The 13,376-nt window shown below is 64.5% G+C and carries 13 protein-coding genes and 1 pseudogene; 9 read left to right on the top strand and 5 right to left on the bottom strand.

The annotated features are described in order from the left end of the window. Positions 1-150: 150 nt before the first annotated feature. The 4 genes from AC629_RS05990 to AC629_RS05975 are packed head-to-tail and all read right to left on the bottom strand — an operon-like array spanning position 151 to position 3,756. The gene (locus AC629_RS05990) at positions 151-1,017 is read right to left on the bottom strand and encodes an efflux RND transporter periplasmic adaptor subunit (RefSeq protein WP_084803828.1); all 867 of its coding nucleotides are present in this window, start codon (positions 1,015-1,017) and stop codon (positions 151-153) included. Next, on the bottom strand, positions 1,014-1,220 hold the full coding sequence (locus AC629_RS05985) for a DUF1656 domain-containing protein (RefSeq protein ID WP_084803827.1): 207 nt from the start codon (positions 1,218-1,220) through the stop codon (positions 1,014-1,016). The genes AC629_RS05990 and AC629_RS05985 overlap by 4 nt, the downstream gene beginning before the upstream one ends. Further along, positions 1,217-3,268 (bottom strand): FUSC family protein, encoded by a 2,052-nt coding sequence (locus tag AC629_RS05980; RefSeq protein WP_084803826.1) that lies wholly within the window; start codon positions 3,266-3,268, stop codon positions 1,217-1,219. Before AC629_RS05980 ends, AC629_RS05985 begins: the two co-directional genes overlap by 4 nt. 2 nt (positions 3,269-3,270) lie before the next feature. Then, entirely contained in the window at positions 3,271-3,756 is a 486-nt protein-coding gene (locus AC629_RS05975; protein ID WP_084803825.1) for a MarR family winged helix-turn-helix transcriptional regulator, read from the bottom strand. 91 nt (positions 3,757-3,847) lie between these two features. On the opposite strand from AC629_RS05975, the gene AC629_RS05970 reads away from it, so the two are divergent. After that, on the top strand, positions 3,848-5,074 hold the full coding sequence (locus AC629_RS05970) for an MFS transporter (RefSeq protein ID WP_084803824.1): 1,227 nt from the start codon (positions 3,848-3,850) through the stop codon (positions 5,072-5,074). Between the two features lie 10 nt (positions 5,075-5,084). Here the strand turns inward: AC629_RS05970 and AC629_RS05965 are convergent, their stop codons facing one another. Further along, positions 5,085-5,993, bottom strand: a complete 909-nt coding sequence (locus tag AC629_RS05965) for an amino acid ABC transporter substrate-binding protein (protein ID WP_084803823.1) — start codon at positions 5,991-5,993, stop codon at positions 5,085-5,087. A 363-nt stretch (positions 5,994-6,356) separates the two neighbouring features. Between AC629_RS05965 and AC629_RS05960 the strand changes: the two genes are divergently transcribed. The 8 genes and pseudogenes from AC629_RS05960 (at position 6,357) to AC629_RS05930 (ending at position 13,331) form a co-directional block, all read left to right on the top strand. After that, complete coding sequence (locus tag AC629_RS05960) at positions 6,357-7,151, top strand: ABC transporter ATP-binding protein (RefSeq protein ID WP_245331724.1); 795 nt, start codon at positions 6,357-6,359, stop codon at positions 7,149-7,151. After that, complete coding sequence (locus tag AC629_RS05955; protein WP_084803821.1) at positions 7,148-7,891, top strand: ABC transporter ATP-binding protein; 744 nt, start codon at positions 7,148-7,150, stop codon at positions 7,889-7,891. Before AC629_RS05960 ends, AC629_RS05955 begins: the two co-directional genes overlap by 4 nt. Beyond that, the gene (locus tag AC629_RS05950) at positions 7,888-8,742 is read left to right on the top strand and encodes a branched-chain amino acid ABC transporter permease (protein ID WP_084803820.1); all 855 of its coding nucleotides are present in this window, start codon (positions 7,888-7,890) and stop codon (positions 8,740-8,742) included. The genes AC629_RS05955 and AC629_RS05950 overlap by 4 nt, the downstream gene beginning before the upstream one ends. Further along, complete coding sequence (locus AC629_RS05945; protein ID WP_084803819.1) at positions 8,739-9,716, top strand: branched-chain amino acid ABC transporter permease; 978 nt, start codon at positions 8,739-8,741, stop codon at positions 9,714-9,716. The genes AC629_RS05950 and AC629_RS05945 overlap by 4 nt, the downstream gene beginning before the upstream one ends. Before the next feature lie 22 nt (positions 9,717-9,738). Continuing rightward, positions 9,739-10,554: pseudogene (locus tag AC629_RS05940) on the top strand (ABC transporter substrate-binding protein); the annotation flags it as partial. A 61-nt stretch (positions 10,555-10,615) separates the two neighbouring features. Then, positions 10,616-10,879, top strand: a complete 264-nt coding sequence (locus AC629_RS49740; protein WP_283845713.1) for an ABC transporter substrate-binding protein — start codon at positions 10,616-10,618, stop codon at positions 10,877-10,879. Between the two features lie 228 nt (positions 10,880-11,107). Continuing rightward, entirely contained in the window at positions 11,108-11,869 is a 762-nt protein-coding gene (locus AC629_RS05935) for a GntR family transcriptional regulator (RefSeq protein WP_084803818.1), read from the top strand. Between the two features lie 223 nt (positions 11,870-12,092). Further along, a complete protein-coding gene (locus tag AC629_RS05930) occupies positions 12,093-13,331 on the top strand; it encodes an amidohydrolase family protein (protein ID WP_084803817.1) in 1,239 nt (412 codons plus the stop codon). Positions 13,332-13,376 lie beyond the last annotated feature (45 nt).

The following is a 13,376-nucleotide window of genomic DNA, read 5'->3' as shown; positions in this document are numbered from 1 at the left end:
CCGATGCGAAGCTTCGGCTATGGCGCCGGATGAGGGGCCTCTATCCGCGGAGACAGACCCCTCACCCATGTGAGTTCCTATCAACCAGCGGAGCTGCCCTCTCCCGCAAGGGGAGAGGGCACAATAACGCGCAACTCGACTCGCTTCAGCTTAGTCCAGAACCTCTACCGTTGCCGACCGTCCGGCCACGAGCGACATCGTATCAGGCACAGGATCCAGCGCGATGCGCACTGGCACGCGCTGGGCGAGGCGCACCCAGCTGAAGGTCGGATTGACGTTGGCGAGCAGGTTCGCCCCCGCGGCGCGGTCGCGGTCCTCGATGCCGGCGGCGATGCTCTCGACATGGCCTGTCAGCGTGACCTTCTCGCCCATCAGGCGGACCTGCACCTTGTCGCCGACGCGGATGCGCGCAAGCTTGGTCTCTTCGAAATAGCCTTCCACATGCAGCGTATCAGCGTCGACGAGGGCCATCACGCCCTTCCCGGCCGTGACGTAAGCACCGGGACGCAGATCCATGTTGGTAATCACACCGTTCACGGAGGCGCGGACCTCGCTGCGATCAAGGTTGAGCTGGGCGACCGCGCGGTCGGCGACAGCCTGATCGAAGGCCGACTTGGCCTGGAGCTGGGTGGCCAACACCTGCTCCTGCTTCTGCTGTGACACGGCGTCGGTCGTCAGCGCGCTATAGCGCTTCAAATCGGCATTGGCCTGGTCGAGCGTTGCCTGATGGCCGGCCACAGATGCATCGGCCTGCCGCAGCGCCAACGCAAAACGTTCGCGGTCGATCCGGAACAACACGTCGCCGCGGTGGACCTTCTGGTTGTCCTTCACCAGCACTTCGGTCACGAATCCGGACACATCGGGCGCAACCTGCACCACGTCGGCGCGGACGCGGCCATCGCGTGTCCAGGGCGAATCCATGTAATAGACCCAAAGCTCGCGGCCGACGGCGAGCGCGGCGACGACCGCAAGCACGGTCAGCGCGAGGCGGCCAAGCCAGCCAAAATTCCCCTTCATGAGAGATACTCCGAGAGATAGACGACGCCGCCGAGAATGCAGACGAAGATCGCGAAATCGAACAGCGCGCGATGCCAGACCAGCCGGTAAAGGTCGAAACGCTGCATGAGGCGGCGCAGAAGCGCGCTCAAGAAATAAGCGACGATGATCCACAACAGCAGCGCCGGCACGAGAACGCCGTAGATGTCGATCTGATATCTCATGCCGCAACACTCTCGCTTACGCGCGCCCGATAGGCCGGTGCATCCGGAAACAGGCCGCGCCTTATACCGACGAGGCCGATCAAGGCGTCTTCGCGCGCGCTTTCGTTGGGATCCTTGACGGCCTGGGCCAGTGCCAGATCGACATGGCGCAACAGCTCGGCCGGCATTCCGACGCCCGCATAGTTGCGGCAGGCCGCAGCCAGCTCGTCGAGCATGTCGTCGATGACGGAAATGGTCTTTGCTGCAAGTCCATAGCGGGCCCGGCGCAGATCGATGATGTTCAAGCCGATGCGAAGCTGGACCAGGCTGTCAGTGTCGCGGCGATCGCTCTCGGAAAGGAAGGCGATGCGCTGCACCAGAAGACCCAGCCGGTGCAGCATGAGACCTGCGAACTCCGCCCGATCGCGCTTGCCACGGCGCTCGGCAGCGACCGCAAGCGTCTTCCAGTTCGACAGAACCAGCCGATTGGCGACCCACTCCGCACCCACGCCGCGCGCGATCCGCGTGACGAGCTCGGCGATGACGACGCCGACGAAGAAGGCGACGGCAGAATTGGCGTAGGACGCAAAGTCCGCATTGTAGGTCGTTTGCAGCGCCAGCAGCGTGGCGGTGTTGGCCGCGAGCGCCATGCCGGTGCCCGCCGTTGCCGGCCGCGCGATCAGGAGGCCGTAGAGCAGGAAGGTCGGCGCCAGCGCAAAGACCAGAACCTCGAGGTGAGAAATCGCAGGCACCAGCGCGAACAGATAGATCGCGACGACGACGATGGAGACCAGCGACCACAAACCAAAACTGCGGATGAAGCGCGCCGGTTCGTCCTGCGCAGCGAAAAACGAGCACGCGACGGCCGCCATCATCGGCGCCGACGCACCATCCGGCCAGCCGGTCCCGATCCAGAACACGCAGCAGATCAGGATGGCCAATGCCGCGCCGGCCGCCGACCACAATGCGAGGCCGCGATCCCTGTGGCGCACGGACGCAGCGCCAGCCTCCGAATGGAACGTCAGATCGAGCGTCGAAACATTCCGGCTCTCTGCGATCGCCTCGCTCAGCGCGCGGCAGTCGCGCGAGAGGTCAACCAGTTCGCGCAGCCGCGACAGCAGGCTGGTGGTGATGATCCGCTCCCAGGTCGCGCTGTCGTCGAGCACCGCCTGCCGCTCCGCGATCATCGCGCGGATCCGCTCGGCCGGCTGCCGTGCGCTGACGTCGCTCGTGATCCACTGCGCAAGATCCTCCAGCAGCCGCTTCAGCGCGGGCTGCCGGCTCAGAGCCTCCTCGCCCAGCGCAGCCAGCCGATCTTCCAGCGACGCTATCACCGGCAGCAGCATCAGCATGCGCAGCCGGATCTCGCTGAGACCGCGAACGGCGTTGGTGTCAGTCAACCGGTCATAGGCAAGATGAGTGGAAAGCGTGTCGATCTCGACGATGTCGGTCGCGAGCTTGAGGCGCCTGCCGCGGCGCGTTTCGCTGGTTCCTTCACGCAGCAGCACCACCTGGCTGAGGCGACGCGCATCAGACATCCAGCTGTCGACGCGATTGCCAACGGCCGGCGCGACGCTGCGAGGGAAAACGACGGTGGAGACGAGGCTCGCGCAGATGATGCCGAGGCAGATCTCCTCCACCCGCGAAATCGCGGTATCGAAGATGGCGCCGGGCTCCGACACCGCGGGGAAGCCGATCAAGGCGACCGTGTATCCGGCCAGCATGAAGACGTAACTGCGCGGCGTGCCGTCGAGCAGTGAAAGGTAGAGGCAGAGCCCGACCCAGAGCGCGATCGCGAGGCAGAGCAATTCCGGCGCATTGATCAGATTCGGCACCAGCACCACCGTCATGGTCGCACCGACCAGGGTGCCCATCACCCGGAAGAAGGCCTTGGAGCTGGTCGCCCCTGCGAGCGGCTGCGAGGTGATGTAGACCGTCGCCATCGCCCAATAGGGTCGCGGCAAATCCATGGCCAGTGCGATGACAAGCGCCAGGATCGACGCGGCGAACGTCTTCAAAGCAAAAATGAGGTCCGCGTGGCGGACCAGGAACGGCTCTTCCGCACGCATGACTATTTCGCCTCTGCAAAAGGCCTTGGCAGTGACTTGGCTTCATGCAGGCGATTGGCCCGCTGCTCGATGCGCTGGAGCGTCTCGAAGGTTATCGCAAGTTCCTCAGTGCCGATATCCCTCAGCAGGCTTGCCCGTACCCGGCGCAACACCCGGTTGGTTTCCTCGACCTTGGCCGCGCCCGCTTTGGTCAGATGCAGCGTTTTGGCACGGCGGTCAGTCGGATCTTCGCGACGCTCTACGAACCCCTCGGCCTGCAGCAGGTCGATTAACCGGACCAGCGACGGCCCCTCGATGCCGAGTTCGTCGGCGAGCACACCCTGACGGACGTTCTCGCCCTGGCGCGACAGCACCAGGAGCGGAATCGCGGTTGCGTAGGACAGGCCGTGCTCGGACAGCGCCTGATCGGACTCGCGCCGCCAGATTCGGCCAAGCCGCGTGACCAGCCGGCCGATTTCGCCATGGATATGAGCCTGCGAAGGAGCCATGCAAATTAGATAGGACACGAACTATTAGTTTGCAACTATATAGCCGGCATCTTCAGGCTGATCACGCAAAAGCGAACGAGGACAATTCACGATGGGACCGGGTTCCGCGACAGACGTGCGGGCGGCGATGGCAGGCGAGAGCACGCTAACGCTGATCCCGACCTTCGTCGTCGTGGCCGTGGACGCAACCGGCATGGGGATCATCCTGCCGCTCCTGCCCTTCTACTCGCAGCGGCTCGGCGCCACGCCGTTCCTTCTCGGCGCGCTGATCTCGGCCTATGCCGTCTGCCAGCTCATCGCCGGCCCTGCGGTAGGCATGCTCTCGGACCGTTATGGCCGGCGGAAGGTGCTGGTGGTCAGCCAGATCGGGACGCTCGTCGGATTTGTCCTGCTTGCACTCGCCGGCAACCTGACGCTGGTGTTTCTGGCACGCATCATCGACGGTCTGACCTCCGGCAACATCTCGGTCGCTCACGCCTACGCCGCCGAGCACAGCGCGCCGGCGACGCGCAAGCAGGCGCTCGGCATGACCAGTGGCGCGATCGGAACCGGACTGCTGCTCGGCCCGGCGCTATCGAGCTTCCTTGTGCATTATGGCCAGACCGCACCGGTATGGGCCGCGGCCGCGCTCTCGCTGATCAGCATTTTGGCGACGATCGCCCTGCTCCCGCCGGACCATCCGGCGTCCGAGCAGCTCTACCAGCATCGCGTGCCCGAGCCGACGCAGGCCCGCAGCCTGCTCAGCATGCGCTACGCCTGGCGCCTGCTCGGCCTGCTCGTCGTGTTCTTCTTCGTCAACTCGATGTTCCTGTCGCAGATCGGCCTGTTCCTGTCGGCGCGGTTCTCGTGGGACGGCCATCCCTTCGGCGCACGCGAGCTCGGCTGGATGTTCGCCTATGCCGGCTTCATCAACATGCTGGTCCAGGGGCTGCTGATCACGCGCGCGAGTCTCATTGCGTCCGACCGAAGCATCGTCGTGGCGGCGTTCGCCTGCATGGGTCTCGGGTTCGCCGGCCTTGCGTCTGGCAACAACATCGGCCTGCTCGCGGTCAATCTGACGCTGATCATCGCCGGCACCATGTTCGCGCGCAGCACGCTGACGGCGGAGCTGTCGCGCAGCACCGCGATCAACCGCCAGGGCATGATCATGGGGCTCAACCAGTCGCTGATGTCAGGCGCGAATATCAGCGCCCCGCTGGTGAGCGGCGCGCTGATCGGTCATCGGCTGTTCGTCCCATGGGCGCTGGCGATGGCTGCGATCGCGGCAATCGGCGCGGCGCTGGCCGGCCAGCTGCTCGACACGCCACGAATGCGCTAGCGCCCTCGCCTCAGTTCACCACGTAGACATCAGGATCGGCGCTCGAGCTCGGCTTCTTGAAGGCGTTGCGCAAGGCCGCCGACATCGGGACGTTGTAGTTGAGGCCGTTTGGCGGCGTCGGCGACTCCAGCCACTTCCTGTAGAGGACGTCGATCTCCGGGCTCGCGTAGAGCTCCGTCGTCGCGCGATCGGCCAGCGCCTTGAACGGCGCGTCCTCCCTGCGCAACATGATCCCGTAGGGCTCCGGCTTGGAGAACGTTTCCTCGCTGATCATGAAAACCTGCGGCTCCTTCGAGCGCGCGATCGCGACCGCGAGCTGGACGTCGTCGAGCGCGTAGGCCTGGGCTCGGTCGGTTTCCAGCAACAGGAAGGCCTCAGCTTGGTCCTTGGCCGGCATCACATTGATGCCGAGATTGCGCTCGGTGTTGACCTTGGCGAGCTGTGTCAGGTTGACCGACCCCGCCACCGCGGTGACCGCCTTGCCCTTGAGATCGTCGATGGTGTTGATCTTTGCGGCCTTCTTGGCTGCAAATCGCGTCGCGCTGAGGAAGTGCGTGTTGGTGAAGGCGACCTGCTTCTGGCGGTCGGCACTGTTTGTCGTCGCCGAACAGTGCAAATCGAGTGTGCCGTTGACCATCAGCGGAATCCGGTTCGACGAGGTCACGGCGACATAGTCGACGGCGATGTCGGGCATGCCGAGCTGCTTCTTCACGGCGTCCACGATCTTGAGGCAGATGTCCATGGCAAAGCCGACCGGCTTCTGGTTGCCGTCCAGATAGCTGAAGGGAACGGACGCCTCCTGATAACCCAGCGTGATCTTCTTGGTCTCCTTGACCTTCTGGAGCGTGCCCGAGAGGTCTTCGGCAGACGCTGCGCCCGCAAGACATGTCAGGGCAAGGATAACGGTGGGAAGACGCATCGGCAGCTCCTCAAGGGGGTCATCGGCCGCACCGAATGTCGGGGCGGGGCCATGGAAGTTGATAGCCCAGCGCCGGAACGATCGCCAGACGAGGTTCCGTCTATCAGCTATCGCGCTTTTATATGTACCGCTGCGGGAGGCGATATCATGCGGAGCCGTCAGGGTTGAGGGCGTCGCGGTCTGAACACCTCAGGGCAAACGACCAGTCAGCACAAGTTTTCACATCGGGCCCGCCATACCCTCGCCTTGCGAGGCCGCCTGCCTCTTGCGATTTGATTCCAAATCAATTGCCGCGAGTGCTGCCCCGCCAAAAAGTACCGTTTGCCGCAAGTGCGACCGGGACAACAAGGGATGGACGGCCGGGTGGCAAGTTCCGGGGAAACGGGTCGCGGCGCGAGCGAGGTCCTGCGCGTCCAAGGGCTAACCGTGCAGTATGGCGCGCTCGTCGCCCTGCGCGACGTGAGCTGGTCCGTCCACAGCGACGAGATCCTCGGCATCATCGGCCCGAACGGCGCCGGCAAGAGCAGTTGCTTCGCCGCGGTCACCAACGCCGTCACCCATCGCGGCCGGACCTTCCTCGACAACAGCGACGTCTCGACGCTGAGGACGTTCGACCTGGCTGGCCGCGGCCTGCGCCGCACCTTTCAGCAGAACTCGTTCTTCGGCGAGCTGACCGTTCTGCAAAACGCGGTTTCAGCCATCTTCCGCGACTTCTCGACCAATCTGGCGACGTCGCTGTTCGCGCCCTGGCGAGAGGCTACCACTCGCCGCGCCGCCGAGACGGCGGCTGCACAGTTGCTCGATTTCTTCGGGATCGCCCGGCAGTATCACGACCAGCTCCCGGGCGACATTCCCTACGGCGTACAACGCCTGCTGTCTGTCGCGCTGGCCTATGGGACCGGCGCAAAAGTGCTCCTGCTCGATGAACCCGCGGCCGGGCTCAGCGGCGGCGACATGAAGCAGCTCGCCGATGTCCTGATCGGCCTGCGCAGGCGCAATCTCGCTCTGGTCGTCATCGAGCATCACATGGACCTCATCATGTCGATTGCCGACCGCATCGTGATGATCGACCAGGGCGCGATGCTGGCGACGGGAACGCCGGCCGACATCCAGCGCGATCCCCGCGTGCGTGAAGCCTATCTGGGGCGCGACGAATGAGCGGCGTGCTCAAAAGCGACAATCTCTCCGTGCGCTATGCCGGCAATGTCGCGGTATCAGGCGTCAATATTGCCGTGCCCGCGGGCCGGATGGTCGGCCTGGTCGGCGCCAACGGCGCAGGCAAGACCACGCTCGTCAACGCGCTTGCCGGCTGGTCGCGCGGCCGCGCCGTCGTCACCGGCTCCGTTCAGCTCGAGGGACGCAGCATCGAGAAGCTCGCCGCCCATGAACGGGTGGCACGCGGTCTCACGCTGGTGCCCGAAGGCAAGAACATCTTCGCCGAACTGACTGTCGATGAGAACCTGGCGCTGGTGCGGCCGCCTGCGGACACGACCGGGCGGCACACCTTCACCATGCCTGAGGTCTTCGACTTCTTTCCACGGCTTGCCGAGCGCCGCTCGCACAAGGGCGCGGCGCTGTCAGGCGGCGAACGGCAGATGCTCGCGGTCGGGCGCGCCCTGCTCGCCGGCCCGCGCGTGCTGATGCTCGACGAACCCTCCGCGGGCCTCGCGCCCCGCCTGATCACCGATCTTCTGTCGCGGATCCGTCTGCTGGTCGATCGCGGCCTGCCGGTGCTGCTCGTCGAGCAGAACGTGAAGGCGGCGCTCAAGGTCGTCGACCATCTCTATCTGCTTGAACGCGGCCGTATCGTCGGCGAAGGGCCGGCCGACATCATGGCCGCCGACCACCGCATCATCGAGGCCTATCTCGGCACCATCGCGGATGGAGCGCCGTCGTGAACATCGCCCAGCAGATCATCAACGGCATCGTGCTTGGCTCCGGCTATGCCTGCATCGCCCTCGGATGGACCATCCTGCTCGGCGTCGCTCGCCTGGTGAATTTCGCTCACGGCCAACTCTACATGCTCGGCGCGTTCGTGACCTGGTACGCCATCACTAGGGTCGGCCTGCCCTATCCGCTTGCCATCGTCGTGGCGATCATCGTGCTGGGCGCCATCGGCCTCGTGATGCAGAGCGCGATGATGCGCCTGGTCATGACGCAGAACCTGACTAGCCTCATGATCGTGACGCTCGGCCTCGGCTATGTCCTGCAAGGCGGCAGCGCGCTGATCTTCGGCGGCAATCCGCAAACGCTGCCTGGAACCTTGGCGAGGGCCAAGGTGGACATCGGTCCGCTCTGGTTCACCTGGCAGGACGTGCTGGTGCTAGCAGTCACGCTCGCCCTCTACGCCGCCGTCTGGCTGTTCACACAGCGCACCCGGTTCGGCTCGGTCATTCGCGCCGTGGCCGAGGACCCGAAGCTTGCAGAGCTCTTCGGCATCAACGCCAAAATCGTCTACTTACTCGTCTTCATGTTCGAATGCTCGGCGGTCGCGCTCGGAGCGGCGCTGGTTGCGCCCCGTTCGCCGATCCTGACCAGTATGGGCTTCAACGAGGTCATCATGACCTTCGTCGTGGTCGTGCTCGGCGGCATCGGCTCGATCGGAGGTGCGCTCGTCGCGGGCCTCGGGCTCGGGCTATTCACGGCCTTCTTCGGCGCGTTCGTCGCGCAGGCTTATACGACGGCGGCGGCCTTTGCGCTGCTGCTGGCGCTATTGGTTATCCGTCCGGCGGGGCTCGCGACCAAATGACCGCGATCGAATCCCAACGACCGAGCTCAATCCCTTTCCTCCGCATCGCGGCGGTCGCGGCCTTTGTCGTCATCGGCTTCATGCTGCCGCGCCTGCTCGGCGGCACATCGGTGGCCTATTCGACACTGACCACGATCGCGATCTTCGCCGTGATGTGCTACGGCGCGGATATCGTGCTCTCCTATCTGGGCGAGGTTAGCCTCGGGCACACCGTGTTCTGGGCGATCGGCGGCTATGCGGCTGCGAACCTCTCGGTCAAATACGGCCTGAACGGCTGGATGACGGCGGCCGCAACGATTGCGCTGTGCCTTGCCGCGGCGGCCTTTCTCGGCGCCGTCACCTTGCGGACCCGCGAGTTCGTGTTCTCGCTCGTGACCTATGCTGCCGCCGTCGTTGCCTATGAGATCGCCTTCAACTGGGACGCCGTCGGCGGCTCCGACGGGGTAGTCGGCATTCCTCCGCTGAAGCTCCCCTTGCTCGTCACCACGTTCTCCGGGGCGATGCAGGAGGACCTCTGGCCGATCGCGTTCGCCCTGCTCTTGCTGACGCTCGCCTTCATCGCGCGCTTCCGCCGCTCCCGGCTCGGGACCACCGCGCTGATGGTGCAGATGAACCCGGCGCTGGCCGCGAGCCTCGGCGTCGATCCGCGCCGGATCAGGCTCGCCGTGTTCGTGATCTCGGCACCGATCACCGGCCTTGCCGGCTGGCTCTACGCCTATCAGCGCGCCTATGTCGGCCCTGATATGTTCGAGTCCTACTTCCTGGTGATGATGCTCACGGCCATCGTGCTGGTCGGACGCCGCGTCCTGCTTGGACCGTTGATCGGCACAGCCCTCCTGATCGCCCAGCAGAACCTGCTGTCGCTTGGCGGCGACTGGAACAAGATCGTGCTCGGATCGGTTCTGGCGCTGGTCCTGATCTTCTGGCCCGCCGGACTCGTGGGTCTGTACCGCCGTATCACCAAGAAAACGTAAGACACATATTGGGAGGAAGAGCATGCACAAGACGAAACTGGCTCTCGCGCTGCTGTTGGGTCTCGCATCAGCGCCGGCCATGGCACAGGACATCAAGGTCGGTACTATCTTTCCGCTGAGCGGCGGCGCCGGTCCCGACGGCCAGACCGTCACCAATGCCGTCAAGCTCATCGTCCAGCAGATCAACGACAAGGGCGGCCTGCTTGGCCGCAAGCTCACGTTGATCTCCAAGGACGACGAAAGCACGCCCGCGGTCGGTGTCAGCCGCGCCAACGAGATGATCGCCGAGAAGGCCGACGTCGTGATCGAAGGCTGGAACTCCCCGGTCACGCTCGCCATGCAGCCGATCCTGGCGCGCGGCGGCGTTCTGGACATCACCGCGGTCTCGAAATCGGACCTGATCCTGAGCGGCGAGACAAACCCTTACGCGATCCGCATCAACAGCTCGAACGGCTTTGACGCTGGCGTGATCGCCAAATATGTCGTGGAGACAATGAAGGCGAAGAAGGTTGCCTTCCTCACCCAGAACGACGTCTACGGCAACGGCTTCCAGACGGCGGTCGAAGCCGAGTTCAAGAAGCTGAATTTCCCCGGCGAAGTCGTCATGACCGAGAAGTTCGCATTCAAGGACACCGATTTCCGGGTGCAGCTCACCAATCTCAAGGGCGCCAACGCCGACGCCATCATCGTCACCAACTCGTCGAACTCCTCAGGGCTCCCGGCGATGGTCGAGCAGTATCGCCAGGCCGACATCAAGTCGACCTTCGTCGGCGCCGTCGGCATCATGCTCAGCACGGTGTTCAAGGTGGCCGGCGATGCCAATAACGGCGTGATCTCGGCCGACATCTTTTTCCCCCGACCTGCCCCCGTTCACGACCCAGCCGGAAAGCACTTCGTTCGTGGCCGCCTACAAGAAGGCCTACGGCGCCGATCCCGACAAGAGCGCAGCGCTTGGCGCGGCTGCCGTGCAGGTCTGGGCGCAGGCGGTCGAAGCGACCAAGTCGCTCGATCGCAAGACGGTGGCGGAAGCGATCCGCGGCAAGGCCGTCAAAGGCACGGTGTTCGGGGATGTCCAGTTCCTGCCGAACGGACAGATGCAGCCGCGCTACGTCGTCTTTAGGGTGGTCGACGGCAAGAATGCCAAACTTGAGGCGCTGCAGTAGCGGTCGCCAACTCTCTCAAAGCCTCTCGCTTGGAGAGCGCTCGCCTGTTCTGCAGACGGGCGCTCTTTCATATCTCGCCCTATTCGCAAGCGACCTGGTACTCGACCCAACCCGTAAGGCGCTCCGACAGCGGCTGCCACATCCGCTGAAAGTGCATGCAATTGGAGTATTCGATCGCAAAGGGCTGTGCTAGAGAGAGAGGCTTCGACCCATTCTGAGGATTCGCCGATGGCGGCGCGCCCCACCAGAAAGACTTCCAAATCGTCAGACAAGGTCGGCGTGATCTGCCGCGCGCTGCGGCGCGCGATCATCGAGCAGGCGCTCGAGCCCGGCGCAAAGCTGCCTGAGGATGCGCTGGGCGAACGTTTCGGCGTCAGTCGCACCATTGCGCGCCACGCGCTGGGGCAATTGGCAGGGGAAGGCCTGGTCGAGCTCCGCCGCAACCGGATCGCTGTCGTGGCGACGCCAAGCTGGCAGGAGGCGCGCGACGCCTTCGACATCCGCATCGAGCTCGAGCGGCTCGTGGTCCGTCAGCTCGCGGGCAAGCTGACCAAGAGCCAGATCGCCGAGCTGAACGCCCATGTCGACGCCGAGGACCGCGCGCGCGGCGGCACGGATGCGGTCTCGATCCGCCTCGCTACCGAATTCCACATCCTGCTCGCGCAGATGACCAACAGCCCGATCCTTGTGCGCTATGTCAGCGAGGTCGCCTATCGATGCTGCCTGACGCTGTCGCTCTACAGCCGGCCGCATTCGAGCGAATGCGCCATCAGCGAGCACCGCGCCATCATCGCCGCGCTCGCCAAGGGCGACGAGGCCAAGGTGATGGAATTGATGCGCCATCACCTGGATTCCGTGGCCAATCGCGCACTGGTGGCCCCTGTCCCGCAGCGCGGCCGCGATCTCCTCGATATCCTGGCGCCTTATGCCGACGAGGTAACGGGCGATCGCGTCGTCAAGCTGCCGAAAGTCGGGCGATCGAGGCCGTGAGATAGGCCTCCACGATCTCTGCGTCGGTCATCGGGGCTTCGGCTTTCGCGGGGGCGGACAAGGTGGGGGCGGACAGAGCGGGTTCTCTGGGGCCTGGATATCCTACAATTCCTCCTTGGAAGTGCATGCATTTTGTTTGAACAATTTTGTGATTGATCTGCACACAATTTGGTGCTGCCAACTCTCGCCGCATCCACTAGGCTGTTACAGCTGAACCCACGCCATGACCCAGCCCGCCCTCGACCTGATCTTCCGCAACGCGCTGTTGCGATCATCCGCCGCACCCGTCGATATCGGCGTGAAGGGCGGCCGGATCGCTGCGATCGAGCCGCGGCTCGCCTGCGAAGCCGTCGAGATCGACGTCGGCGGGCACCTGGCCCTGCCCGGCTTCGTCGACACCCACATCCATCTCGACAAGGCCTGCCTGCTCGGCCGCTGCGGGCACGATCACGGCAGCGTCTCGGAGGCGATCCGCGCCGTTGCCGGGATGAAAAAGGATTTCACGGTCGAGGACGTCTACGCGCGCGGGGCCAAGGTGCTTGAACGTGCGATCGTGCACGGCACGACGCGGATGCGCACCCATGTCGAGATCGACCCGCGCATCGCCTTGCGTGGCTTCGAAGCGGTCAAGGCGCTCAAGCACGACTATGCCTGGGCGCTCGACCTGTCGCTCTGCGTCTTCCCGCAGGAAGGCCTGACCAACGACCCCGGCAGCGAGGAACTGCTGATTCAGGCGCTGCGTGATGGTGGCGAAGCCATCGGCGGCTGTCCCTATATGGACACCGACCCGAACGCCCATCTCGAACGCATCTTCGATCTCGCGCAGGAATTCGACGTCGACGTCGATCTTCATCTCGACTTCGATCTCGATCCGTCCTGGTGGCACCTCGACGAGGTCTGCCGGCAGACCGAGCGGCGCAACTACGGGGGACGCGTCGCGATCGGCCATGCCACAAAGCTTTCCGCGCTGCCGCCGGAGCGGATGAAGGCCGCCACCGCACAGCTCGCGAAAGCCGGCGTTGCTGTCACCGTGCTGCCCGCGACCGATCTCTATTTGATGGGGCGCGAAGCCACCCACAACGCACCGCGAGGGCTGACGCTCGCCCACAAGCTCGCGGGTGATGGCGTGCTGTGCTCGGTGGCGACCAACAACGTGCTCAATCCCTTCACGCCGTTCGGCGACGCCTCGCTGCTGCGAATGGCGAACTTCTATGCCAACGTCGCACACGCCTCGGTCAACGAATTCGACACCTGCCTCGATCTCGTGACCGAACTGCCGGCGCGGCTGATGAATCTTGGCGATTACGGCATCAAGGTCGGCAATCCCGCCGATCTGGTCGTGCTCGACACAAAGGACAGCCGCTTTGCCATCGCCGAGCTGCCGGACACCGTGATGGGCTTCAAGAGCGGCCGGCAGACGTTTGAGCGGCAGCGGCCCACTCTCTTTACCCCCGGACGCTGAACGGCTCTTGCCTTCCCGCGCATTGCGCCAAAGCCGCGTCCTGCG

The sequence above is a fragment of the Bradyrhizobium sp. NAS80.1 genome (assembly GCF_001908205.1).
Lineage (GTDB): Bacteria > Pseudomonadota > Alphaproteobacteria > Rhizobiales > Xanthobacteraceae > Bradyrhizobium.
The sequence above is the reverse complement of the archived record's forward strand: the minus strand, read 5'-3'. Positions and strand labels throughout refer to the sequence as shown.

Bases quoted from the DNA above. Each gene is read 5' to 3' on its own strand.
- AC629_RS05990 (WP_084803828.1), bottom strand. From the start codon at position 1,017: ATGAAGGGGAATTTTGGCTGGCTTGGCCGCCTCGCGCTGACCGTGCTT.
- AC629_RS05985 (WP_084803827.1), bottom strand. From the start codon at position 1,220: ATGAGATATCAGATCGACATCTACGGCGTTCTCGTGCCGGCGCTGCTG.
- AC629_RS05980 (WP_084803826.1), bottom strand. From the start codon at position 3,268: ATGCGTGCGGAAGAGCCGTTCCTGGTCCGCCACGCGGACCTCATTTTT.
- AC629_RS05975 (WP_084803825.1), bottom strand. From the start codon at position 3,756: ATGGCTCCTTCGCAGGCTCATATCCATGGCGAAATCGGCCGGCTGGTC.
- AC629_RS05970 (WP_084803824.1), top strand. From the start codon at position 3,848: ATGGGACCGGGTTCCGCGACAGACGTGCGGGCGGCGATGGCAGGCGAG.
- AC629_RS05965 (WP_084803823.1), bottom strand. From the start codon at position 5,993: ATGCGTCTTCCCACCGTTATCCTTGCCCTGACATGTCTTGCGGGCGCA.
- AC629_RS05955 (WP_084803821.1), top strand. From the start codon at position 7,148: ATGAGCGGCGTGCTCAAAAGCGACAATCTCTCCGTGCGCTATGCCGGC.
- AC629_RS05945 (WP_084803819.1), top strand. From the start codon at position 8,739: ATGACCGCGATCGAATCCCAACGACCGAGCTCAATCCCTTTCCTCCGC.
- AC629_RS05935 (WP_084803818.1), top strand. From the start codon at position 11,108: ATGGCGGCGCGCCCCACCAGAAAGACTTCCAAATCGTCAGACAAGGTC.
- AC629_RS05930 (WP_084803817.1), top strand. From the start codon at position 12,093: ATGACCCAGCCCGCCCTCGACCTGATCTTCCGCAACGCGCTGTTGCGA.